Source organism: Halobacteroides halobius DSM 5150 (assembly GCF_000328625.1).
GTDB classification, from domain to species: domain Bacteria; phylum Bacillota; class Halanaerobiia; order Halobacteroidales; family Halobacteroidaceae; genus Halobacteroides; species Halobacteroides halobius.
In genome coordinates this window covers 602,487-627,544 of sequence record NC_019978.1, presented here as the reverse complement: position 1 = coordinate 627,544, position 25,058 = coordinate 602,487, and the positions used below count along the sequence as shown (strand labels likewise).

The 25,058-nt window shown below is 32.5% G+C and carries 27 protein-coding genes; 3 read left to right on the top strand and 24 right to left on the bottom strand.

The features are described 5' to 3' along the window. Positions 1-2: 2 nt before the first annotated feature. The 3 genes from topA to dprA are packed head-to-tail and all read right to left on the bottom strand — an operon-like array spanning position 3 to position 3,708. Positions 3-2,084, bottom strand: coding sequence for a type I DNA topoisomerase (gene topA / locus HALHA_RS03160; protein ID WP_041607638.1), 2,082 nt, complete (start codon positions 2,082-2,084; stop codon positions 3-5). A 16-nt stretch (positions 2,085-2,100) separates the two neighbouring features. Further along, the gene (locus HALHA_RS03155; protein ID WP_015326343.1) at positions 2,101-2,571 is read right to left on the bottom strand and encodes a DUF494 family protein; all 471 of its coding nucleotides are present in this window, start codon (positions 2,569-2,571) and stop codon (positions 2,101-2,103) included. 6 nt (positions 2,572-2,577) lie between these two features. Continuing rightward, positions 2,578-3,708 (bottom strand): DNA-processing protein DprA, encoded by a 1,131-nt coding sequence (gene dprA, locus HALHA_RS03150; protein ID WP_015326342.1) that lies wholly within the window; start codon positions 3,706-3,708, stop codon positions 2,578-2,580. A gap of 300 nt (positions 3,709-4,008) precedes the next feature. Between dprA and HALHA_RS03145 the strand changes: the two genes are divergently transcribed. After that, entirely contained in the window at positions 4,009-4,710 is a 702-nt protein-coding gene (locus HALHA_RS03145; RefSeq protein WP_015326341.1) for a manganese catalase family protein, read from the top strand. A gap of 25 nt (positions 4,711-4,735) precedes the next feature. Beyond that, positions 4,736-5,032: a carbohydrate-binding protein gene (locus tag HALHA_RS03140; protein WP_015326340.1), complete on the top strand. Its 297-nt coding sequence runs from the start codon at positions 4,736-4,738 to the stop codon at positions 5,030-5,032. 864 nt (positions 5,033-5,896) lie between these two features. Here the strand turns inward: HALHA_RS03140 and HALHA_RS03135 are convergent. Both HALHA_RS03135 and HALHA_RS03130 read right to left on the bottom strand, forming a co-directional pair. Continuing rightward, the gene (locus HALHA_RS03135) at positions 5,897-7,423 is read right to left on the bottom strand and encodes a YifB family Mg chelatase-like AAA ATPase (protein ID WP_015326337.1); all 1,527 of its coding nucleotides are present in this window, start codon (positions 7,421-7,423) and stop codon (positions 5,897-5,899) included. Positions 7,424-7,433: 10 nt separating this feature from the next. Then, a complete protein-coding gene (locus tag HALHA_RS03130; RefSeq protein WP_015326336.1) occupies positions 7,434-7,787 on the bottom strand; it encodes a YraN family protein in 354 nt (117 codons plus the stop codon). 164 nt (positions 7,788-7,951) lie between these two features. Here HALHA_RS03130 and HALHA_RS03125 point away from each other — a divergent pair, with 164 nt between their 5' ends. Beyond that, positions 7,952-8,497, top strand: a complete 546-nt coding sequence (locus HALHA_RS03125) for an FxLYD domain-containing protein (protein WP_015326335.1) — start codon at positions 7,952-7,954, stop codon at positions 8,495-8,497. Between the two features lie 124 nt (positions 8,498-8,621). On the opposite strand, the gene HALHA_RS03120 is transcribed toward HALHA_RS03125, so the two are convergent. The 19 genes from HALHA_RS03120 to HALHA_RS03030 form a co-directional block, all read right to left on the bottom strand. Beyond that, complete coding sequence (locus HALHA_RS03120) at positions 8,622-8,843, bottom strand: hypothetical protein (protein ID WP_015326334.1); 222 nt, start codon at positions 8,841-8,843, stop codon at positions 8,622-8,624. 12 nt (positions 8,844-8,855) lie between these two features. Beyond that, the gene (locus tag HALHA_RS03115; protein ID WP_015326333.1) at positions 8,856-9,632 is read right to left on the bottom strand and encodes a ribonuclease HII; all 777 of its coding nucleotides are present in this window, start codon (positions 9,630-9,632) and stop codon (positions 8,856-8,858) included. Further along, positions 9,629-10,489, bottom strand: a complete 861-nt coding sequence (ylqF, locus tag HALHA_RS03110) for a ribosome biogenesis GTPase YlqF (RefSeq protein ID WP_015326332.1) — start codon at positions 10,487-10,489, stop codon at positions 9,629-9,631. Before ylqF ends, HALHA_RS03115 begins: the two co-directional genes overlap by 4 nt. Further along, positions 10,455-10,994: a signal peptidase I gene (lepB, locus tag HALHA_RS03105; RefSeq protein WP_015326331.1), complete on the bottom strand. Its 540-nt coding sequence runs from the start codon at positions 10,992-10,994 to the stop codon at positions 10,455-10,457. The genes ylqF and lepB overlap by 35 nt, the downstream gene beginning before the upstream one ends. A 164-nt stretch (positions 10,995-11,158) precedes the next feature. Beyond that, positions 11,159-11,512 carry a 50S ribosomal protein L19 gene (gene rplS, locus HALHA_RS03100; RefSeq protein WP_015326330.1) on the bottom strand — a complete coding sequence of 118 codons (354 nt, stop codon included), beginning with the start codon at positions 11,510-11,512 and terminating at the stop codon, positions 11,159-11,161. Positions 11,513-11,643: 131 nt separating this feature from the next. Beyond that, on the bottom strand, positions 11,644-12,210 hold the full coding sequence (locus HALHA_RS03095; protein ID WP_015326329.1) for an RNA methyltransferase: 567 nt from the start codon (positions 12,208-12,210) through the stop codon (positions 11,644-11,646). Further along, positions 12,197-12,955: a tRNA (guanosine(37)-N1)-methyltransferase TrmD gene (gene trmD, locus HALHA_RS03090; RefSeq protein WP_015326328.1), complete on the bottom strand. Its 759-nt coding sequence runs from the start codon at positions 12,953-12,955 to the stop codon at positions 12,197-12,199. The genes HALHA_RS03095 and trmD overlap by 14 nt, the downstream gene beginning before the upstream one ends. A 9-nt stretch (positions 12,956-12,964) precedes the next feature. After that, positions 12,965-13,471, bottom strand: a complete 507-nt coding sequence (gene rimM / locus HALHA_RS03085) for a ribosome maturation factor RimM (RefSeq protein WP_015326327.1) — start codon at positions 13,469-13,471, stop codon at positions 12,965-12,967. Between the two features lie 78 nt (positions 13,472-13,549). Then, entirely contained in the window at positions 13,550-13,795 is a 246-nt protein-coding gene (locus HALHA_RS03080; protein WP_425402042.1) for a KH domain-containing protein, read from the bottom strand. A gap of 8 nt (positions 13,796-13,803) precedes the next feature. Continuing rightward, the gene (gene rpsP / locus HALHA_RS03075) at positions 13,804-14,070 is read right to left on the bottom strand and encodes a 30S ribosomal protein S16 (RefSeq protein ID WP_015326325.1); all 267 of its coding nucleotides are present in this window, start codon (positions 14,068-14,070) and stop codon (positions 13,804-13,806) included. Between the two features lie 37 nt (positions 14,071-14,107). Further along, on the bottom strand, positions 14,108-15,451 hold the full coding sequence (gene ffh / locus HALHA_RS03070; protein ID WP_015326324.1) for a signal recognition particle protein: 1,344 nt from the start codon (positions 15,449-15,451) through the stop codon (positions 14,108-14,110). Further along, positions 15,448-15,816, bottom strand: coding sequence for a YlxM family DNA-binding protein (gene ylxM, locus HALHA_RS03065; protein WP_015326323.1), 369 nt, complete (start codon positions 15,814-15,816; stop codon positions 15,448-15,450). Before ylxM ends, ffh begins: the two co-directional genes overlap by 4 nt. An 83-nt stretch (positions 15,817-15,899) precedes the next feature. Further along, a complete protein-coding gene (gene ftsY, locus HALHA_RS03060; protein ID WP_015326322.1) occupies positions 15,900-16,919 on the bottom strand; it encodes a signal recognition particle-docking protein FtsY in 1,020 nt (339 codons plus the stop codon). A 10-nt stretch (positions 16,920-16,929) separates the two neighbouring features. Then, positions 16,930-18,063: a hypothetical protein gene (locus HALHA_RS03055; protein WP_015326321.1), complete on the bottom strand. Its 1,134-nt coding sequence runs from the start codon at positions 18,061-18,063 to the stop codon at positions 16,930-16,932. A gap of 52 nt (positions 18,064-18,115) precedes the next feature. After that, positions 18,116-21,676, bottom strand: a complete 3,561-nt coding sequence (gene smc, locus HALHA_RS03050) for a chromosome segregation protein SMC (RefSeq protein WP_015326320.1) — start codon at positions 21,674-21,676, stop codon at positions 18,116-18,118. Positions 21,677-21,789: 113 nt separating this feature from the next. Then, positions 21,790-22,050, bottom strand: coding sequence for a stage V sporulation protein S (locus HALHA_RS03045; protein ID WP_015326319.1), 261 nt, complete (start codon positions 22,048-22,050; stop codon positions 21,790-21,792). Between the two features lie 85 nt (positions 22,051-22,135). Continuing rightward, a complete protein-coding gene (locus HALHA_RS03040) occupies positions 22,136-23,149 on the bottom strand; it encodes an elongator complex protein 3 (RefSeq protein ID WP_015326318.1) in 1,014 nt (337 codons plus the stop codon). Further along, on the bottom strand, positions 23,142-23,873 hold the full coding sequence (locus HALHA_RS03035) for a pseudouridine synthase (RefSeq protein ID WP_015326317.1): 732 nt from the start codon (positions 23,871-23,873) through the stop codon (positions 23,142-23,144). Before HALHA_RS03035 ends, HALHA_RS03040 begins: the two co-directional genes overlap by 8 nt. Positions 23,874-23,901: 28 nt before the next feature. Then, the gene (locus HALHA_RS03030) at positions 23,902-25,023 is read right to left on the bottom strand and encodes a D-alanyl-D-alanine carboxypeptidase family protein (RefSeq protein ID WP_015326316.1); all 1,122 of its coding nucleotides are present in this window, start codon (positions 25,021-25,023) and stop codon (positions 23,902-23,904) included. Positions 25,024-25,058: the final 35 nt, after the last annotated feature.

Genomic DNA, 25,058 nt, shown 5'->3' with positions numbered 1-25,058 from the left:
GCTTATTCTTCATAATCACAATCTGAATTAATACAATACCGCTTAGTTTCTTTCTTGGTTCGTTTTTCTACTAAAAATTTTCCACATTCAGGACATTTCTTTTCTACAGGTTGATGCCATGTCATAAACTCACAATCTGGATAATTACTACATCCATAAAAAGTTCTACCCTTTTTGCTCTTTCTTTTTACTACATCTCCATCTTTACACTCAGGACACTTTACTCCTACTTTATCTAATAAAGGTTTTGTATTCTTACAATCAGGAAAACCAGGGCAAGCTAAAAACTTACCATAGCGACCATGTTTGATCACCATATTATTACCACATTTTTCACAAATAACATCTGTTTCCTTTTCTTCTAATTGTACTTGTTCCATATTCTCCTTAGCTTCTTCTAGACGATCAGAAAAAGGACTATAAAAGCTTTTTAATACCTCAATCCAATCATTTTTACCTGCTTCAATTCTATCTAAATCAGCTTCTAATTGAGCAGTAAACTTAACATTAGTTACATTAGGGAAATGTTCTACTAATAATCCATTAACTATCTCTCCTAATTCAGTAGGTTTAAAACGCTTATTTTCTTTCGTTACATAACCTCTCTTTTCTATTGTCCCAACTATAGCCGCATAAGTACTAGGACGCCCAATTCCCTTTTTTTCTAAAGTTTTAACTAATTTAGCTTCACTATATCTAGCAGGAGGTTTAGTAAAGTGTTGGTCAGGGAGTAGTTCAACTATATCAATCTTCGCTCCTTCTTCAAGACTAGGTAGCTCTTTATCTTTCTTTTGCTGTTTACTCGTATCAACTTTTAAAAAGCCAGGGAAAACTTGTTGAGAGCCATTGGCCCTTAACCAGTATTTTTCTCCTTTAATATTAACTCGTAAGGTTTTATATACAGCAGGTTTCATTTGACTAGCAACAAACCGCTCCCAAATTAACTTATACAATTTATATTGCTGTTTACCTAAATACTGTTTCACTTTTTGGGGAGTTTTAAATACAGATGTTGGTCTAATTGCCTCGTGAGCATCTTGTGCTCCAGATTTAGCCTTATACTTTTTAGGAGTATCAGGCAGATATTTATCTCCTAAATTATCAGCTATATAATCTCTAGTATTGGCTTGAGCTTCCTTAGAAATTCTAGTAGAATCAGTTCGCATATAGGTGATTAAACCTACTGTTCCTTCAGCGCCTAAATCAATTCCTTCATAAAGTTGTTGAGCTAAATACATTGTCTTTTTTGTACTAAAGTGTAGATAATTAGAGGCTTGTTGCTGAAGACTACTAGTAGTAAATGGAGGTGATGGGTTCCTTCTTCTCTTCCCTTCCTTAATCTTAGAAACTTTTAAATCTTCTTCTTTTAGTTCTGAAATCACCTGGTCTGTCTCTTGTTTACTACCTAATGCAAATTTTTTATTATTAATTCTATATAATTTAGCTTTAAATTGACCTTTGTTCTTATCTTTAAGTTTAGTATCTAAAGTCCAATATTCTTGTGGTTCAAATGCTTTAATTTCTTCTTCTCTCTCACAAATAATTCTAACAGCAACAGATTGAACTCGACCAGCACTTAAACCCTTCTTTACTTTCTTCCATAATAAAGGACTTAATTTATATCCCACTAACCTATCTAAAACCCTTCTTGCTTGTTGAGCATCTACCCTATCTTGATCAATCCTTCGTGGTTCTTCTAAAGCATCTTGTACTGCTGATTTAGTAATCTCATTAAATTCTATGCGACAATCACTCTCTTCATCCATCTTTAAAGCACGGGCCAAATGCCAAGAAATAGCCTCCCCTTCTCGATCAGGGTCAGTTGCTAATAATACTTCCTTACTCTTTTTAGCTTTTCTCTTTAATTTTTGTAATGTTTTCCCTTTTCCTCGAATAGTAATATATTTAGGCTCAAAATTATTTTCTACATCAACACCTAATTGACTTTTGGGTAAGTCTATGACATGCCCCATTGATGCTTCTACAGTAAAATCTGAACCCAAAAATTTGCTAATTGTTTTTGCTTTAGCAGGTGATTCTACAATCACTAGATTCTTATCTTTAGCCAATTTCCACCCCTCCATCTTTAAATCACTTTATTTAATGAACATATTCTTGATTTCCAGCATTTATGATCTTAAACTCAGGAATTTTTTCAACTAATGTAGCTAATCTAAATTCATCATCAATTATTTCTTCTAAAATCTCCCAAAAATCTAATACATCTAACCTGATTTTGTGGTGAGAAACTGATTTAGTTATAATTGTTTCTAATTCTTCATTAGAAAGCAGGTCTAAAGAATTAAGTTTAATTATAATTCCTTGTACATTTAAATTAAATTTAAATCTTTCTCTAAAATCAAGTATTCTTTGTTTATGTTCTTTATCCTTAGATATATCTATTATGTCTGAAGAAGAAAAAATAAATTCAAAAGCCTGGTTTATATCTTCTAACTTATATCCTTCTTCTTGTAAAGTACTAATTAATCTCTCTTCATCTGTAATTTCTTGCTCTTTATTTAACATTTTTCTCACTAATTGACTAATTATTTCGTATACATTAGAGTTCATTTGATATTAAATACTCCTTTCCTTGTGATACTTATTCAATTTGAACTTTCTACCAGGTAATTGCTCTACTAACCCTTTAACTTCAAGCTCTAACAAAACTGAATTTAATTGACCAGAATTTAAATTGAGTTTAGCTACTATAGACTCAAACTGCTGAGGATTAATAGAAAGCTGTTGGTATACTTGTTTCTCTTGCGGAGCTAAGGACTTTAAAGTCTTCTCATTTATAATTTGCGAATTATTTTTTGGTCTATTACTTGTAAAATTTATTTTGAAAGATAACTCGTCTAAAATATCTTCTAAACTTTGTACTAACTTTGCTCCACTCTTAATTAAATTATTAGTACCTTTACTCTGAGATTTAGTAATATCACCAGGAATAGCAAATACTTCTCTCCCTTGCTCTAAAGCTAAGTTAGCTGTAATTAAAGATCCACTCTTTTGAGCAGCTTCAACTACTATTGTTCCTAATGACAAACCACTAATGATCCGGTTTCTAACCGGAAAATTACCTGCTTGGGGTTTAGTCCCTAAAGAAAAAGGTGTTAATAGACTACCATTATTCATTATTTTCTTTGCCAATCCTCTATTTTCAGGTGGATACATGTTATCTAAACCTGAACCTAATATAGCAACTGTACTACCTGTTCTTACAGCCCCTTGATGACTAGCAGTATCTATTCCTCGGGCCAAACCACTAGTAACTGAAACCCCAATTTCAGCTAACCTTTGCCCTAGTCTATTGGCTATTCTTTGACCATAAGATGTACACTTGCGGGAACCTACAATAGAAATACAAGGTTTTTCTAAACTAGAAATATCTCCCTTATAATACAATACAGGAGGTGGGTCATAGATTTCCTTTAATAATTTAGGATAACATTTATCGCTTAAGGTTACAACCTTTACTTTAAATTTCTTTAACTGTTGCAATTCTCTTTTAAAATTAAATCTAGCTTTAGATTCTATAATCTTTATACTAGTAGAACTACCAATACCTTTTACACTATTAAGGTCTTCTCTACCAGCATTCCAAATTCCTTTAGCATCTTTAAAATAATCTACTAACTTTTTTATTCTTCTAGGTCCTAATCCTGGGATTTTAGTTAGCCAAACCCAATATAATTTCTCCTCCATAATTAAACCCTCCTATTTTAATGACCTATTAATCTACCTTTAAAACTAATTCTACCTCTATTTAAATTAACTAAAAAAGTATCACCGATTAATACTTTTAATTAACTTTTTATCTTTTGTATCCATTTTAATCCCTTATTTTATCGTTATATACCTTTAGTATTAGTTGGTAATAGAGTAAATATGTATTTAAATAATTTGTCCTTATAAACGATTTACTTCATTGAGTTCTTTTTCCAGTATTATCTCTAAGTTATATTCAAATACTAATTTATAGAATACTAAGAAGGAGTTGAAATTATGTTTAGTCACAATAAAAAATTATTACATGAAGTTAAAGTTGATCAAGCAAATCCCGCTTATGCCTCTATGTTACAAGAACAACTTGGCGGAGGTAATGGAGAGTTAAAAGCTGGTTTACAGTACTTTGCACAAAGCTTTCGGATTCAGGACCCGGAAATTAAAGACCTTTTTTTAGATATCGCCGCTGAAGAATTTAGTCATGCAGAAATGGTCGCCCAAACTATTAATATGTTAAATGGACATGAAATGACTAATACTAAAGATAATGTCGGACAAATAGAGGGCCAAGTTCTAGGAGGTCTATCTCCTATGTTAGCTAATGCTTCTGGCTCTCCTTTTACTGGAAACTTCGTTAATGTTACAGGAGATATTGCAGCAGATATCCTCTCTAATATTGCAGCAGAACAAAGAGCAAAAGTTGTCTATGAGTATTTACACCGTCAAATCGATGATCAAGGTGTTAGAGATACTATTGATTTTTTATTGAATAGAGAAGAAGCTCATAATGCTTTATTTAGGGAAGCTTTAAATAAAGTACAAAATAATCAAAGGTCATCTAATGATGATTTCGGGGTTACAGAAGACTCTAAGTTATACTTTGATCTATCGACTCCGGGCAAGTACTTTGATAATCCTAATCCTACTGCCCCTAGTTTTGAGAGCCCACGTCAAAAACAAGAGACTACACCAGTTCAATAAACTTGACCTTAAAGGAGGAAACAAATTGAAAAAAGAAGTAAATATCGCACCAAAGCCAATTCACACTGGAGATATAGTAACAGTTAGCTATAATGGCAAATTAGCTAAAAATGGTGCAGAAAAACTTTACATTCATGCTGGTACTAGCTCTAGTGCAAACTGGCAGAATATAACTGATATAGAGATGCAACCAGGCAGTAATGGTTATTGGACTGCTCAATTAGAAGTACAGAATGGAGAACAATTTAACTTCTGTTTTAAAGATTCTGCAAATAATTGGGATAATAATAATCACCAAGATTGGAGTTATGATATCTACTAAGGTCTAAAGATCCCTCGGTTTAAACGGGGGATCTTTTTTTGGCTTATATTATATTTTTTTACATTTCAAATTATTTTTAACAAAAAATCTACTACCTGCATAGAATATACCAGAAATTGATAAGGAGGTGCTTAGAAAATTTAATAAACTAATATTATTTCTTAGCCCTTATCTTATCAATCTTAAATCGTATTAAACAGTTTGATTTAAATAGTATCCAGTTAGGAGGTGTACTCTATGGGAGGTTATGAAGAAGCTGGACTTGGTGAAGATTATGGTGGCATTTTATTTATAATCGTTATTTTGTTAGTCTTAGGTGTTATTTAAGTTATATAACTTAATATAAAATTAAGGAGGTGAAAAAGATGGGTGACTACAATGGTGGCGATGGACCTTACGTTACTTTCTTAATTCTTATCTTATTAATTTTAGGCGGTGGCTGGCAATAATTATTGACTATTAATCTTAGACCAGAAGGCTTTATCTGCTGGAACCTTCTGGTCTTTTCCAATACTATAAAATAGTCTATCCCTCTTAAGATACCATATTTTTTATCGTATAAAAAGATCAAATTACTATTATTTGGGAGGTGTGTTTAATGGGAGACTATGAAAATGGTGGCTTTGGTGAAGATTATGGTGGCATTTTATTTATAATTGTTATTTTGTTAGTCTTAGGTGTTATTTAAGTTATATAACTTAATATAAGGGGGGTGGAAAAAGATGGGTGACTACAATGGTGGAGATGGACCTTATGTGACTTTCTTAATTCTTGTTTTATTAATTTTGGGTGGCATTAATTGATAATCTTTAGAAGGTTCCTTGCAAGGAGCCTTCTTACTTAATTGATTTTATTTTTCCTATACTAAAGACCAGTACTATATTTACGATCTAGATTTCGATACTGAATTGCCTCAGCAATATGATTAGAATTTATTTCTTCTTCAGCTGCTAGATCAGCTATTGTCCTTGCTAACTTTAAGATTCGATCATAAGCTCTAGCACTTAAATTTAATCTAGAAATGGCATCCTTTAACAATACAGTAGCTGATCCACTTAAATTACAGTATTCTTTTAGTAAAGAACTATTTATTTGAGCATTATGAGTAATTCTTTCTTCCTTAAAACGCTTCAATTGTTTCCTTCTTGCTTTAACTACTCTTTCTTTTATTTTAGATGAACTTTCCTTAGCTTTATTTTCAATTAATTCATCTACTTTTAACCTTGGTAATTCTAAATGAATATCTATTCTATCCATTAATGGACCAGAGACTTTATTTAAATATCTCCTTATCTCAGTAGATGTACAAGTGCACTCTTTAGTTGGATCACCATAATAACCACACTTACAAGGATTCATGGCAGCTATTAACATAAACTGAGCTGGATATTCTAAAGTGGTTAATGATCTTGAAATAGTTACTTCACCTTCTTCTAAAGGCTGGCGTAACACTTCTAATACACTCTTTTTAAATTCAGGTAATTCATCTAAAAATAATACCCCCTGATGGGCCAAGCTTACCTCCCCAGGCTTTGGAATTCTACCTCCACCAATTAACCCTGCATCTGAAATAGTATGGTGAGGGCTCCTAAAGGGACGTTTAGTGATTAATGGCCGTGATAACTTACCTATAACACTAAAAACTTTAGTTACTTCAATAGCTTCTTGTCTACTTAAAGGCGGCAAAATAGTTGGTAACCTTTTAGCTAACATGCTCTTTCCAGAACCTGGTGGCCCTACCATCAATACATTATGTCCTCCCGCTGCAGCCACTTCTAAAGCTCTTTTAGCATGCTCTTGGCCTTTAACATCACTAAAATCAAGTGGATGGCTAGATTGCTTGCTGGTAAATAAATCAATTTTCACTTGATCTACGTCTAACTGACCATTTAAGTAGCGTACTGTTTGCTTTAAATTATTAATAGGAATAATCTCTAAACCATCAACTACTGAGGCTTCAGCAGCATTTTCTTTTGCTAGTATAACCCCTTTTTTCCCTGCTCTCTTGGCCGATAAAACCATAGGTAAGATCCCTTGGCCACTTCTTATCCGACCATCTAAAGATAATTCACCTATTAGAGCATAATCACTCAATCTCTCTTGTGACACCCTGCCTACAGCTGCTAATAGCCCCACAGCAATTGGTAAATCAAAGGCTGGACCCTGTTTTTTTATATCTGCTGGAGCCAAATTAACTGTAATCCTTTTAACCGGAAACTCAAAACCTGAATTTTTAATAGCCGCTTTAACCCTCTCCTTAGCTTCTCTAACTGCAGTGTCTGGTAGACCAACAATATTAAATGCTGGCAAACCTTGTGATAAATCTACTTCAACCTCTACTAAATATCCTTCTATCCCTAATACAGCATTACTAGCTGTTTTGGCTAACACACTACCCCTCCTAAACTAAAAAAGCATTCCTAATCAATTCAATTTCTTGTTGCTCCTCATTTTGCAGTATAGCTACTACATCAAACCGACAATCTTTTTCTATTTGTTGAGTAACTAAATAATAATTGGCTACTCTTTTTAAATGTTGTTGTTTATAATATGTGATCTGCTCTTGGGGTCTAACATAAGATGTTTGATGCGAGAATTTGACCTCTACAAATACCAAGTAATCATCATCTTCTGCTATAATATCTATTTCACCATAACGAGACCAAAAATTTTCCTCTTTTATTTTATAACCCTGCTTTTGTAAGAATTCTTTTGCTATTATTTCCCCTTTACTCCCTAAAGTACGCTTGTTCATACTTAATCCCCCGAAATATTTTATATAACATAATTTACCCATTATAGTAATAAATATACATGAAACAGTAGTAATTATTAAAGGAAAATATCCTCTTATCATGAATATTAATAATAAGAGATTAAAATTAATTTTAATCCGACTATAATTGGAGGGTGAAATCTATGAAGCATAAACTAATTGGTTTACTACTAATCAGTTTATTAATTACCGGATTTACTGTTTGGGCCCAAGAATACTTAATTATTAAAGATAAAGAGGTTAAACTTAGAACTGAACCAGAAGGATTAGTCATTACCACATTACCACAAAAAAGTAAATTAAAAGTAGTTAACCAAGTAGGAAATTGGATTAAAGTAAAAGGTAAAGTAGAAGTTGAAGGCTGGATCCCAGAGAATACAACTAGCTCAGCTACTAACAAAGAATCAATTGCTACTAGAATAGATGGTGGCTTTATCTGTAATAAGATCAATTTTATAAATTCTAATGGATTGATTAAAGTTACAGGAAGTATGACTAACCAATCAGGAGAGGGCTATCATATTGCTACATTTATAGTCACCGTTTATAATGAAGCAGGAGAACAATTTGGAAAGGGCTATATCAACATCGGAAACTTTGCTAAACAAGAAACAGAACGATTTAGTAGTATATTAAGTGGCCGATTTGAAAAAGTAGGTAGTTATCAAATTCGCTTACAAGAAAAATAATTGAAATATTTGCTTTCTGATAATTAAATACTATAAAATTGCATATAATATGGATAGAAGGTAGTCTTAGACTATCTTTTAATATAGATCTCTTATAGATCGCCCCTCCAGCAATGGAGGGGTATTAAACTCTAAAATCTATCAAACCAGAATCATCTTTTCTCTTTAGTACCTTAAGTACTAATTGTCCATTATAAAAGCCTTTAACTTTAACCTTTACTCTCTCCCCTACCTTTAAATCAACTAGCACTTTAGCCTCAATGGCTTTGTTACCAAATTTAATCACTGCGGTCTTCTCTTTAACTTCTAATACAATACCTTCTAAGACATCACCAGCCTCAACCATTCTTTTCAACTCCTAAGTTGATTTTTTAACTACTTTAAAAGAATGACGATGAATAGGACTTGGCCCTTGTTCTCTTAAAGCAGTGATATGTTCTGCTGTACCATAACCTTTATTACTAGCAAAATTATAGTGGGGATATTCTTTATCATACTCCACTAACTTTCTATCTCTAGTTACTTTAGCAATTATCGAAGCAGCAGCTATTGATATACTTTTACTATCTCCTCTAGTAATCCCTTGCTGAGGAATGTTAACATCTGATAACTCTTCAGCATCTATTAATAAATAATCAGGATTAGTTTCTAAATCTTTAATCGCTTTTTTCATAGCTTCATAAGTAGCATTTAATATATTAATCTCATCAATTCGTTGATTATCAACTACTCCTACCCCTATATCTATTGCTTGGTTATAAATAATATCAAACAATTCTTCTCTCTTTTTTTCATTTAATTTTTTAGAATCATCAAGTCCTAAAATAAACTTATCAGTTGGTAATATTACAGCTGCAGCTACTACTGGACCTGCTAGTGGCCCTCTTCCTGCTTCATCAATCCCAGCAATCAATCTATAATTTTGTTGGTGTAATTTTTTCTCATACTGGCTCATCTCTTTAAACTTTTGTTTTGCTTCTTTCTTTCTTTCTTCTTTTCTTCTTAACTTCTGAGCAATTTTGTGAACTCCAGTTCTACTATCAGCTTCTAATTTAACAATTAACTCTTCTGAAACTTGGTCCTTTTTTTCTATTTTTTCTTTCAGTTCTTTAATTGTTAGCTTAGATACTTTCATTTGTTAGCCTCCTTTGGTGGACGTTCTAAAGTCAATCGTCCTAGTTTTCCTTCCTTAAATTCTCGTAAGATTATATTAGAGACCCTGTCTCTATCAATTCTTCCTCCGGATTGTAAACAACCTCTTTTTCTTCCAATATCAGCAACTAATTGATAAGTATCAGAAGTTAAATAATCAAGCTTAAAGCGTTCTTTAAGCTTATCAGGTGCTATATCCTGTAACATTTCTACTAACTTATACGCTAGAAGTTCACTATCAAAATTCCCCTCTTTAATAGCTCCACAAATAGCTAGCTTAACTCCTACCTCTTGTTCTTCAAACTTAGGCCATAATACTCCTGGTGTATCTAATAATTCAAAGCCTTCTTTTAATTTAATCCACTGCTGAGCTTTAGTAACACCTGGTTTATTACCAGTTCTAGTAGCACCTTTTTGACTTAACTGATTAATCAGCTGGGACTTTCCTACATTAGGAATACCAACAATCATTAGTCTAATATCCTTTCTTTTTCTCCCCTGTGCTGCTAACTCTTTTTGTTTATCTACCATCAGCTGATTAGCTAATGCAAATAACTTCTTAACCCCTTTTCCATTCAAGGAATTCATCGCTGCTACAGAAATACCTTGGTTAGAAAAATACTCTTGCCATTGATTTGTCAAACCCTGATTAGCTAAATCTTTCTTATTAAGAGCAATGATTCTTCTTTTATCTTCTAGCAATTGGTCTAAGTCTGGATTTCTACTACTTATAGGAATTCGTGCATCTAATAATTCAATTACTACATCAATTAAATCTAATCGGTTCTTCACTTTTTTCATTGCTTTAGCCATATGTCCTGGATACCACTGAATAGTCATTATTAATCCCTCCAATAAAATTAATCCTATTTAAAGGCCAAAAAATAACTGTTGCTTTCCCTATTATATTTTCACGAGGAACAAAACCCCAAAATCTACTATCCTTACTATTATTTCGATTATCCCCTAACACAAAATAGTTATTAGCAGGAATTTTAATTGCTGGATAATCAGTATACGATTTTTCTAAAGTATAATCCTCTTCTAAAGGTTTACCATTAACATACACTCTACCATCAACAATCTTAATTGTATCACCAGGTAGTCCTATTACACGCTTTATAAACTTTCGGTTAGGATTAACTGGATACTTAAATACGATTACTTCTCCTCGTTTTGGATCTCTAAATCTATAAATTAATTTATTAACAAGAATTCTATCTCCTGGCTGTAAAGTAGGACGCATAGAACCAGAGGGAATATAAAAGGCCTGTACTACAAAAACAATTAAAAATATTGATATTATAATCGCCCAGAATATAGACTCTAGATATTCTTTTATCATTTTATCCCTCACTTTTAATATCAAGCATAGGTCATTTAAAATTAAAACAACTATATTACTATTTATGAACCTAATAATTATTTTTATACATTTAAAATAAAACTGCTAATTATGTAAAAAAGGGACAGGCCTTTAAGACCAGTCCCTTTCTTAAGTAAGATATATTATCTTCGGTTTCTTCTTTTTGCTTTAACTCGAGCTGCTTTACCTTTTCGTTCTCTAAGGTAATATAGTTTAGCTCGATTAACATCTCCTTCTCTAACAAGCTCAATTTTATCAACTTTTGGAGAATGTAATGGGAATATACGCTCAACACCAACACCAAATGATGTCTTTCTTACAGTAAATGTTTCACGAATTCCTCCACCTTGACGCTTGATTACAACACCTTCAAAAATCTGAATTCTTTCTTTCCCGCCTTCTTCTACCTTATAGTGTACTTTTACGGTATCTCCAGGATTAAATTCTGTTACATCCTCTTTCATCTGTTCTTGTTCAACTACATCAACTAAATTCATTTCTATTTCCTCCCTTTTCGAAACGTTCTTATCTAATAAGAGTTAACCTATTAAACAGAGGACCGCCCGTTTTTTTACACGAAAATAATTATAACACATAAATATATCTTTGACAAGAGAATAAAAAGAGACTACCGTGAACCTAACAATCTATCAAGCATAATAGAAGCTGCACTTCTAACTGATAAGTGATTATAATCTCCTACACCAGATATTGGTTCTAAAATATAATCAGCTGAATTCATCACTTCTTTAGTTAAGCCCCAACCAGTCCCTAACATCAAAAGATAAGGGCTTTCTTCCTTTTGGATATCAGTTTTTAATTTAGAAAAGCTTATTGTATTAGGATAAGTTCGAGCATCAGTACTAATTACTATTGGTTCTTGGCCCTCTCTTGCTTTAATATCTGCAATTACATCATCAAGTTCACTTTCAACTTGAATTACATTAAATGCCTCTTTACGGTCAGGATTATATTCTGCCCCAAAATCACTAGACCAATACTCATTCATTCGATTTACCATTTTCTGTTGGGATTCTAAAGGATTAACAACATAATACTGTTTTAAATTATAAGTTCTACTAGCCCGAGCAATATCATGTAAATCAAGGTTAGTAACAGTTGTAGTAATCACTTCCATATTCTTATTATAAACTGGGTAATGTAACAAGGCTAAGTATAAATTAGATTGGCCCATCTTGACACTCCTTTCCCAGCTCTTTTTTAATTTCTTCTAAGAGATTTTTATCTTTATTTGATAATTCTTCTTCTTTTAATAAATCAGGTCGTTTAACTAAGGTCTTTTCCAAAGCTTTCTTTCTTCTCCAACGATCAATTTTAGCATGATTTCCACTTAATAATACCTGAGGCACCTCTAAACTATTATACTCTTGAGGCCTAGTATACTGAGGATAATCTAATAATCCTTGGTAAAAAGAATCTTGGATTACAGATTTTGAACTACCTACTACTCCCGGAACTAATCTAGAAATAGCATCTACTAATACCATAGCTGGTAATTCTCCTCCTGTTAAAACATAATCACCAATAGATACCTCATGTGTTACTAGCTCATCTCTTACCCGTTGGTCAACTCCTTCGTAATGACCACATAATAAAACTAGGCGATCTTTTTTTACTAAGTCTTTAGCTAATGATTGATCAAACGTCTTCCCTTGAGGAGTTAAAAAAACTACTGGGGTCTGTGAATCTGCTAATTGAAGATCATTAACGGCCTTAAAAATTGGCTCTGGTTTAAGTACCATTCCTACTCCCCCACCATAAGGATAATCATCAGCTTGATTATGTTTATCTTCACAATAATTACGAATATCTGTAATATTAAAATTAATCAGTCCTTCTTTTTGAGCTCGTTTTAAAATACTAGAATTTAAAACCCCATCAAACATATCTGGAAATAAAGTCAAGATATCAAATTTCATATTAGCCCCCTATCTTAGACCTGCTGGTAGCTCAACTTCCATTTTATTATTGTCTAGATCTATTTCTTTTATCACATCCTTCAGTGCAGGTATCAATAATTCTTCTTCTTTATTATTAACTATATAAACATCATTAGCTCCGGTTTCTAAAATATCTTCCACCTTGCCTAAATAATCATTATCATTAGTATATACCTCTAATCCTATGACTTGATATAAATAATAACTACCTTCTTCTAAATCTTTAGTATCACTTTCAAAAATTTTAATATCATAATCTTTATACTCAATAGCCTTTCCTATATCATCAAAATTAATAAATTTTAAAATCACAAATCCTTTATGATATCTAACATTCTCTATTTCAACCTTGACCTTATTATTTCTTTTAACTAAATAAACTTCTTTCAACTCTTTAAAGTGCTCAGGAAAATCAGTCAACGCTTTAACTCTAACTTCACCTTTATTCCCTTGATGCCGGGTTATTTTCCCAATTGTAATTAATTTTTCTGCCATCTAACTTCACCTCTAAATAACTTTAGAATTATTATAATTAACAAAAGGCTAGAGTTTGCACTCTAGCCTTCTAATTAATTATTGTATGATTTCTACAATAACCCTTTTCTTCTTTTTAGTTACTGCTGCTTTAACTACAGTTCGAATTGCTTTAGCAATTCTCCCTTTTTTACCTATAACTTTTCCCATATCTTCATCAGCAACTTCTAATTCTAAAATAACTGATTGAGAACCTTCAACCTTAGTTACTTTAACTTCACTAGGGTTATCTACAATATTTTTAGCTATTAGCTCTAATAGATCTTTCAAATAGAGCACCTCCATGCTCTAATTTATTTCTTTAATTCATCAAATTTCTTCATAATTCCTTCCCCACTAAACAGATTACGAACAGTATCAGAAGGCTTAGCACCATTCTGTAGCCATTCTAAAGCCTTTTCTTCCTTAATCTTTATAGTTTCAGGCTCAGTAGTAGGATCATAAGAACCTATTTCTTCAATAAATCTCCCATCACGAGGATTTCTAGAATCAGTAACTACTAATCTATAAGCAGCATTTCTATTTGAACCAATTCTTTTTAATCTAATCTTAACTGCCATTTTTGTCACCTCCTTTGTTTGATAACGTTTAATTTATCTAAAAGAAAGGCAAGTTCATCTTTCCTTTCAATTTACCTGCCATTCCTTTTTGAGCATCTCCTAGCTGGTCCATCATTTTTTTCGTCTGTTTAAATTGCTTTAATAAGCGATTAACTTGTTGCACTGAAGTTCCACTACCTGCAGCAATTCTACGTCGCCGACTTCCATTAATTATCTCTGGATTACGACGTTCCTCTATTGTCATAGAATTAATTATTGCTTCAATGTAATCTAATTGTTTTTCATCCATATTAAGATTTTTTAGCTGTTTTCCTGCACCAGGAATCATACCTAATATTTCATCAAGTGGTCCCATATTTCGAACCTGTTCTAACTGGTCTAAAAAATCTTCTAGAGTGAACTTTTTCTCACGTAGTTTTTGTTCTAATTCTTTGGCCCTTTCCTCATCCATCTGTTCTTCGGCCTTTTCAATTAAGCTTAAAACATCTCCCATACCTAAGATACGAGAAGACATTCTATCTGGATGGAAAGGTTCTAGATTATCCAGCTTTTCTCCGGTACCAACAAATTTAATTGGTTTGCCAGTTACTGAACTAATAGATAAAGCTGCACCACCACGAGCATCACCATCTAGCTTAGTTAAAACAACACCATCTACTCCTAGGGCATCATCAAATTCTTCTGCTACATTCACAGCATCTTGACCAGTCATAGCATCAACAACTAATAAAATCTCATGTGGAATTACTTCACTTTTAATTTGCTTAAGCTCATCCATTAACTCTTCATCAATATGCAATCGACCAGCAGTATCTATAATTACTACATCATGACCATTTGACTCTGCATTATTAATAGCAGCTTTAGCAATATCAACAGGACTTTGTTTATCACCCATACTAAATACGGGTTGATCTAACCGATCACCTAATACCTGTAATTGCTTAATAGCAGCCGGCCTATAAATATCTCCAGCTACTAATAAAGGGTTCTTCCCTTGGTTCTTAAGCTGTTTAGCCAATTTACCAACAGTAGTCGTTTTACCAGCACCTTGTAATCCTGCCATCATTATTACTGTAGGCGGATTAGAAGCAAAACTGATTTTACTTTGCGTTCCTCCCATTAAATCTGTTAATTCTTCATTAACTATCTTAATAACTTGTTGAGCAGGGGTTAGACTATCTAATACTTCATGACCAACTGCCCGCTCTTCAATTTTACTAATAAAACCCTTAACAACTTTATAATTTACATCTGCCTCTAATAAAGCTAACTTTACTTCTCTTAAAGCAGCTTTAACATCATCTTCGGATAACTTACCTTTTCCTTTTAATTTATCAAAAGCATTTTGTAATTTTTCAGATAACCCTTCAAAGATCATTCTAACTCCCCCTCTTGATAAGTCTCTAATCGAACCAAAATATCTTCTAATTTCTTTATCTCTTTTGCATCTAGCTTGGGGCGAATCTGATCTATAACACTAGCTAATTTATCTGTTTCATTTTCCAATGCATCATAATAAGTAGTTAACTGTAATTTCTTATCATATTTTTTTAAAGCTTCTTCAGCACGCTTTAGATTATCATAAACTGCCTGACGAGTAATATCTTGTTGCTGAGCAATCTCTCCTAAGGATAAATCTTGATAATAATAAAGTTTTACTAATTTTTGTTGTTTATCAGTTAATAGAGGACCATATAGACTAAATAATCTCCCCACTGTAACTACTCTATCTAAATCTAACACCAAATCACCTACAATTATCAACTTAACCGTTAAGTATTTTAACTTAACACCGAAGAATAATATAACACACTTTCTTTTCTATGTCAAGCAGTTAACGCTCTTTCATCAAATAAAGCTGCAATAAAAGAATCTACCTCAAAATCCTGTAAATCTGCTACATCTTCTCCTACTCCAATTAATTTAATTGGAATATCTAACTCCTCTGTAACTGAAATAACTACTCCACCCTTAGCAGTCCCATCTAATTTAGTTAAAGCAATCCCATCTACATCAACAGCTTGGTCAAACTTTTTAGCTTGGGAGACTGCATTTTGACCTGTGGTAGCATCTAATACTAACAATACTTCTACCCGCATCTCATCTCCTGCTTCTCTAGTGATTACTTTTTTAACCTTTTTTAGCTCTTCCATTAAATTTTCTTGAGTATGAAGTCGACCAGCTGTATCAACAATCAATAAATCATTGTCTCTTGATTTTGCAGCTTGAACAGCATCATAAGCTACAGCCGCTGCATCTGCTCCTTCTTGATGGGATATAAGCTCTGTTCCTACCTCAGCAGCCCAGGCTTGTAATTGTTCAATAGCTGCCGCTCGGAATGTATCTCCTGCTGCTAACAATACCTTTTTATTTGCATTTTTGGCCCGTTTAGCTATTTTACCAATGGTAGTTGTTTTACCAACACCATTAACACCTACAACCATCAACACAGTTGGTTTATCCTGAGTTTCAATTCCCCCTTCAGCATTTAATAATTCTGTTAGTTCATCTTTTAGTAATCCCATCAATTGAGAAGGATCTTTAATCTTTTCTTCATCGGCCCTTTCTTTTAAATTCTCTACTAATTTCATTGTAGTATGAACCCCGACATCAGCTTGAATTAAAATTTCTTCTAAATCCTCAAATAATTCCTCATTAATACTAGAGTAACCTTTAAACAAACCCTGAATTTGAGAGACAAATCCTCTTCTTGTCTTACTTAAACCTTTCTTTAATCTACCAAATAATCCTGCTTCTTCTTCAGAAGATTCTTCATTGTTAGCTACTTCTTTGGGCTGGTCTTCCTCTTCTTTATCTTTACCAAAATTAAAAATCTTTTTTAGCATAGTATCCCCCCTATATAATCTCAATTGGCTTACATAAATCTGTATATTCTTGAGCGATTCCAAACCTTCTTTTTCTAATCTTAGCTTCTTCAGTTGGAGTTTCTGCCTGATAAAACCTTTGGCCTACCTCTTCATATTCATCTGCTAACTCTGCTATCTTAGGAGCTAATTCAAGTGTAGTAGCTCCTTTAATCTCCCCTTCTTTATCATGTCCAATAGCTATTATAGGGCGTCCCCAAGTTCCAGGGCCAGCCATAGCATCTCCCATGTGCATCACACCTGTTGCTCCTGGATGAGTATGAACAATTACTACATCATGTGGAATTTTTGTCTGATAAGCTTCACGCAAAGAAATCCCAGATATATCAGTATAACTAGATGCTAACATTCGAGAAGGGACATAACCCATTCCTCCTACTACAATCTCACCCTGTTGTAGAACATGTCCATCTTTAATTTTTCCAATAGCTGCAACTTCACGTCCGCGCTCTACTTCAAGAGATTTCTCCACTAGACTCTTAGCAAAATCCTCATCTAAAGAATTAACTTCAACACGTGGTATTTGCCACTCTTTCGTAGGTGGTACTTTAAATTTATAATCTCTTTTCTCTAAATCAACTATTTCTAATTCTTCACAAATTTCTAGGTACTTTAGCTTTCTTTGGGACATTTTTCTTAATATTTCCCGTTCTTCTTCCATAGTTTTAGCTGTTAAACGCTTTATCTGAATCTTTTCTGCTTGAGTAGCTAATTTAAAATAATCTTCCTTAGGATAAATTGCTCCTACTCCAGCAGGTTGGCCCATTTTAACTCCAATCTTAACAATAGGACAACCAAAAATATTAATCCCACCAGTATCAACAATAATTCCTGTTTTACCAGGGTTAGTAATAATGATTACTATATTATCTGGTAGTTGATTAAGTGCTTCTAATAATGATTTTCCTTCTGTTTTAACTAATCTAGATAACATCATTCTTTGGGGTAGCCCTGAAATACCTCCATCCACCAACTCACTAATAGCATCTATATAGCCCTGCTCATTAATAAAACCAAGAGCTCCTACAGGACGCCCTTGACTTAAATGATTGCCTCGTTTAACCATATCTTCTACTATAAAATCAGCTATTCCTTTTATTCTCATTATTTCACCTTCTTTACTATTTTATTTTCTCAAATACAATAAATTATATACCTTAATAATCCTTTAGATCATTTAACTTTAAAGAAACAAGCTTAGAAACTCCTGATTCCTCCATAGTTACTCCATATAAAGCATCTAATACCTTCATTGTTCCTTTTCTATGGGTAATTATAATAAACTGGGCTTTATCTGATAACTCCTGCAAGTAACTAGCAAATCTATTAACATTAGCATCATCTAATGGAGCATCTAATTCATCTAAAATATAAAAAGGGCTTGGATTAATCTTTAATAAAGCAAAAATTAAAGCAGTAGCAGTTAATGCTTTTTCTCCCCCTGACATTAAAGACAACTTCTGGAGTTTCTTCCCCGGTGGTTGAGCATTAATTTCTATCTCAGTTTCTAATAGGTTATCTCGATCAGTCAAAATTAATTCAGCTTCTCCCCCTTCGAATAAATCTACGAAGATGGTTTCAAACTCCTTTTTAACATCTTTAAAAGTAGCAAAAAACTTTTCTTCCATTTCTTGATCAATCTCAGCAATAACTTGCTGTAGTGACTCTTTAGCTTTTATTAGATCTTGATGTTGCTCTTGTAAAAAGTCATATCTTTTGTTTAAGTTTTTATATTCTGTTATAGCTGCTAAATTAACAGGTTCTAAACTTTTCATTTTTTTCTTTAATTTTTTTATCTTTTCTTCAACTTGATTATAATTTTCAATCACTACTCTATTATCTAATTTATCATAAATATCTAATTCATACTCAGTTTCTAATTTATCTTCGATATTGCCTAATTTTACTTTAAGCTGGCCTAAATCTACTTTAACTTGATTAAATTCTTCTTGTATCTTTTCTAGTTTTTCTCTAACTGCCTTGGATTCTTTTTGAGCTTGTCTAATTTTTTGTTTAATCACTTTCTTTTCATCTTGGAGTTTACTTAAGTTATCCCCTATCTTAGTTACTTGTTCCGTTTTTTTCTGCTTTTGAGATGATAGCTTTGTCCTTTTATTTGCTAATTGATTAATTTTCTCTTTTATTCTTTTAATAACAGACTCTTTTTCTTTAATTTCACCTTTATATTGATTAATTAACTGTTCTTGGTTAGCAATATCTTCCTTAATTTGATTTTGCTGTTGCTCTAAAGAGGCAATCTCTACTTTAAGATTAGTAATTTGACCATTCATCTTTTCTTTATCCTCTTCTAATAATTCAATTTCTTTTTCTAATTTAGTCATTACAGTTTCTAGATTATCTGTTATATTTGATTGGTTTAAATTCTTTACTAACTTATCTTTTTTAGTTTCTAAAGCAGATATTTCTTTTTTAAATTGATTAATTTTACTTACTTTGACTGATAATCTATCTTGTAGGCGATTAACTTGTTCACTGATTTGTTGATAGTCTTTATTAGTAGTTGTTTGTTTTATTTCTAATTGATGTATTTTTTCTGATACTTGGGCCAAGCTTTTTTCAGTCTCGACTAGTTTATCTTTTTTCTTTATTCCTAAATCTCCAACTTGCTTTAATTGAGCAGTTAATTTTTTTATTTCTTGCTCTAATTGCTCAATTTCTCGAGAACGACCTAATAAATTATTATTTTTATTATAACTTCCACCTGTCATTGCTCCACCAGGACGAACAACTTCTCCATCTAAAGTAACAACCTTAACTCTTTGTTTAGCAGCTTTAGAAACTTTAACGGCTTGACTAATATTTTGAGCAATAATTACTCGGCCTAATAAGTTCTTAATAGCAGGCTTATATTTTGTCTGATAATCAATTAATTCAGTAGCTACTCCAATTGCTCCTTCTATCTTTAAAGCCTTTTTTTCTTTCTCTCTTAAACTACGAGCATTAACTAAATTTAGTGGTAATAAAGTTGCTCTACCTTTTCTTTCCTTCTTTAAATAATTAATTGCTTCTTCTCCTACATTATTATTTTCTACTATTATATTTTGTAAAGCACTACCTAAAGCTATCTCAACAGCTGTTTCATACTTTTTAGGCACATCTATTAATTCCGCTACAACCCCACAAATACCTGCTAATTTTTTATTATCCGCTGCCTGTAAAAGACTTTTTACTCCTTTATAATATCCAGAATAATTTTCTGCTAAACCTTGTAAAGCCTCTAACCTTGATTTTTTATTATCAACTTTTTTCTTTAATTTTGTATGTTTTTGATCTAATTCTTTAAATTTAGTCTTTAGCTCTTCTTTTAAATCCTCTTTTTCTTTGAATTCTTTGTGATACTGGTCTAATTTATTATTAATTTCCGTTAACTGGCTTTCTTCTGTTTGTTTTTCAGTTTTAAGCTTTTGTATTTTTGCATCTAACTCTGTTTTTTCTTTTCTTAAACCAGTAATCTGTTGTTGATAACGATTAAGTTCTTTCTTTACTGTTTCTAATTGATACTGTTGCTTTTTAATCTGATCAGCTTGTTGGATATGATTGTCTCTAGTCTCTTCTTTAGTAATTAATTTATCATCTAACTTTGCCGCAAGTTTGTCCTTTACTTCTTCTTTAGCCTCTAAAGAAGTCTTCTTTTTAGTTAATAATTGAGTTGTTTCTTGCTGTTGCTTTTCTTTCTTTTCTATCTTTTCCTTAGCTAAATCAATTTTTTCTGTTGCTGATTTAATTTCATTCTTTAATTTATCTTCTCGCTGCTCTAAATCTGCTTTTCTTTCTATAGCTAATTCTAATTTATTTTTTAAACTCTCTACTTTACTTTTTAATCCAAATAATTGATTTCTATCTTCTTCAATCTCAATATTTAATTTCTCAACTTGATCATTATAATTATTAATTTTTAAATCATATTCACTAACCTCTGCTTTAATATTGGTTAATTTATAGGATAACTGTTGTTTTAAAGCAATCTTTTCATCCAACTTCTCTTCTAAATTAGCATATTTATTTAGTAACAAATTTACTTCTTTCTCTTCTAATTCTGCTTCAAATTCTTTATACTTTTTAGCATCTTTAGCGTCTTTTTCTAAAGGGCCAAGTTGTCGCTCAATCTCACTAACTATATCCTCAATCCGTTGTAGATTTTGTTTTGTATTATCTAATTTATCAACAGCTTTTTCTTTACGTTGCTTATGCTTACTAATTCCTGCTGCCTCTTCAAATAATCCTCGCCGGTCAGTAGCTTGTCCATTCAAAATAGTCTCTACTTTTCCTTGCCCAATAATAGAATAAGCGTCCTTGCCCATTCCAGTATCTAACAAAAGTCTTTTGATATCTTTTAAACGGCATCTATTATTATTAATTAAGTAGTCACTTCTACCATCCTTACTCACTCTACGAGTAATAGTAACTGTATTATAATCAATATCTAACTCTCCATCACTATTATCAAAGGTTAAAGAAACTTCGGCCTTTTTTAAAGGTCTTCTTTGCTCACTACCTGCAAAGATTATATCCTTCATTTTACTACCCCGTAAGGCTTTAGCACTCTGTTCACCTAACACCCATCTAATCGCATCAGCAATATTACTCTTTCCACTGCCATTAGGGCCAATCACCCCTGTAGTAGCTGGTTCAAAATCTAACTTTACTTGGTTGGCAAATGATTTAAACCCTTTCATCTTTATATTTTTAAGTAACATTAGCTTCCTCCTTTTACACATTAACATTCTAATTGTAGCATAAATTTAAAGAAAATAAAAACCTATCTACATAATAGTAGATAGGTACCTGTATTTAGCCATTATTTTTAAATTTAACGTTGTTCTATAATAAATTTAATAGCAGTCCGTTCTTCTCCACCAATCTCAATTTCAACAAAAGCCGGGATAGTAATTAAATCCATACCATTTGGTGCTACAAAACCACGCACAATAGCAATTGCCTTTACTGCTTGATTGACTGCTCCTGCCCCAACACTTTGTAATTCAGCACTACCTTCTTCTCTTAATACTGCTGCTAAAGCTCCAGCTACAGATTTAGGATTTGAATTTGCTGATACTTTCAACATTTCCATATTTAATCCTCCTTTAAGTACTTTATTTATCACCTTCACCTAATTTATAATCAAGTACTTAAAGGATTATGCATAAAATTAAAATTTATTCTGTTAGAACTTTAATTTCCCCTCGCGCTAAAGCTCTACTTGCTTCAATATTAATCTGCTTTAGATCATAATTCTCTTTTAAATAGATTAAGTTTTTATTTTTTTGGCCCCTTAGGTTAGATTCATCCTTAGGATTAATTATTACAGTTATTTTTTCAAGCTTTTGCGCTTTAATTTGCTTTATTACTTTATCTAACATTAATTTAGAATCAACTAGTTGTCTAAAGGAAGAATGAAATGGTCCAGCTATAACTTCATCTTTATTTACCCCTTCAGATGGTTGAAGACCAACTCTAATCACAGGAATAGCAGCTTTTCTAAATTTAACTACTAGCCTAGCTACTAAATCAACTGCTTGGGATAACACAAGTGGCTGGTAATCTCCTTGTTGATATAAACCTTCTAATTTAGTACCTTTAATTACTAAAGTAGGATAGATTCTTACAAAGTCAGGTGTTAAAGCAATTATTTCTCTACCAGTTCTTAAATCAGATTCTACAGTACTTTGGGGAAGACCAGGCATCATCTGTAATCCTAATGCAAAAGAATATTCTTTAATTAAACTTACTGCTTTTTGGACATCTAGTCTCGTATGACCTCTACCAGCTGCCTTTAAAACCTGGTTATCTAATGACTGAACTCCTAATTCAATAGTTGTTACTCCAAACTCCTGCAGATACTTCAATATTTCTGAAGTTATATAGTCAGGACGAGTAGATAAACGAACTCCTGTTAGATCATCTTGCTCTAATCTTTGCTGGGCTACTGTTAATAATTGTTGTTGATATTCTTGTTCTATTGCTGTAAAACTCCCTCCATAAAATGCTACTTCAATTCGATTAGCACTTTTAGGAATAGTAGCTAAATAATCATTAATCTGCTCATTAACTTCTTGAGGATTAATTCGCTTTTTAATTCCTGTAATCTCTTCTTGATTACAAAAAACACAATCATGAGGACAGCCCAAATGAGGTACAAAAACAGGAATTATATAATTCCTGTTACTCATTCTCCTTAACCTGCTTAACTATCTCTTGTAGTTTAGCTACTTCTTCAGCAGTCAAGTGTCTATACTCTCCCGGCTTTAGCTCTTCATCTAAATTTAATGGGCCAACCTTAATTCGCTTCAATTCCTTAACTGGATGACCTACTTTCTCACACATCCTCTTTACTTGGTGCTTCCTTCCCTCATGAACTTCTAACGAAAGAATTGACTGAGTTCCCATCTCCACTACTAAATCAGCTTGAGCAGGAGCTGTTAAGCCATCAGCTAATTCAACTCCTGCTTCTAACCTTTCTAAAGCATTTTCACTAGGAGTACCTTCAACTGTAGCTATGTATTTCTTTCCTACTTGGTGACTTGGATGGGTTAAAGCATAAGTTACATCACCATCATTAGTCAACAATAATAATCCTTCTGTATCATAATCTAATCTTCCCACTGGATAAATTCGCTGCTTAACATCTATCATATCTACTACTGTCTTTCTTCCTTGCGGGTCATCTACTGTTGTAATTACATCTTTTGGTTTATTTAATAAAATATATACCGCCTTTTCTAATTCCAACTCTTCTCCATCAACCTTAATTTTATCCTGGCTAGGGTCAACCTTGGCCCCTAATTGAGTTACTACTTCTCCGTTAACTTCTACTCTACCTTCTTTAATAATTTCCTCTGACTTTCTTCTTGATGCTACACCTGCTTGTGCCATTATTTTCTGTAATCTTTCCATCAACTATCACCTCATCTACATACCTTCACTAAAAGTAAGTCTGAATCCTGCTAGTAATTTCACTAAAAATTTGCTGAAAATTAGAAAGAACTACATCTTTAGTAGCTAATAACTCTACCTTACCTAACAATTTATCTGCTTGATTATAAAATGCCATAGTACCTAATTTATCATCTTTGCGGATAGGTAAGCTAATATTATCTGCCATATCAATAACTTTTTTTACCTTTATTGTCTTATGATTAGGGATTACTACTTTAAAATCCTTAGCTGATTTTAGTTTTAAATTAACTTCATCCTGTAACTCAATTTTATGTACAATTTCACCTTTTTTAATTACGGGTACTGTCTGATAATTATTAAATCCATAATTTAACAAACGCAAAGACTCATTCCACATACTACCACTTTTTAAAACAACACTAATTAGTTGTTGACCATCTTTAGTAGCAGAAGCTACTAAACACCTTCCCGCTGCCCTAGTATAACCAGTTTTGACTCCATCTACTATTTTAGACCGTTTTAATAATTTATTAGTATTCGTTAAGATTCGGTCCCAGCTATGTTGAGGCCAAGATATCCTCTTTTTACGAGTAGATACCACCTGAGCAAAAAAATCATTTTTTAGCGCATAACGAGCTATTTGGGCCAAATCATAAGCTGTAGTTAAATGCTCTTTATTCGGCAAGCCATTAGGGTTTTGAAAAGTTGTATTTAAAGCACCAATTTCTTTAGCTTTACGATTCATCATTTCAGCAAATTTCTCTACTGTTCCACCAATATATTCTGCAATAGCTATAGCAGCATCATTACCTGACTTAACTAATAAACCATAAATTAATTCTCTTAGCTTTAGTGTTTCACCAGGAGTCAAATAAATGGAAGAACCTCCTTCATAAGCAGCCCGCTTACTAGCTGTTACTTCATCATTTAATTCTCCTTCTTCAATAGCCAATATCCCCGTCATAATCTTAGTTGTACTAGCTGGTGCTCGTTGTTGGTGAATATTCTTTCTATATAAGATCTTACCTGTTTCTCCATCAATTAAAATAGCTGCCCTAGCTGTAATATTAGGTACTGCTAAAGAAGATTGACTAACAACCAATATTAATACTATAATCCCTAATAGATTATAAGAAAACTTTCTCATTGCTCCACCTCCAAACATTCTTAAACTAAGGCTGA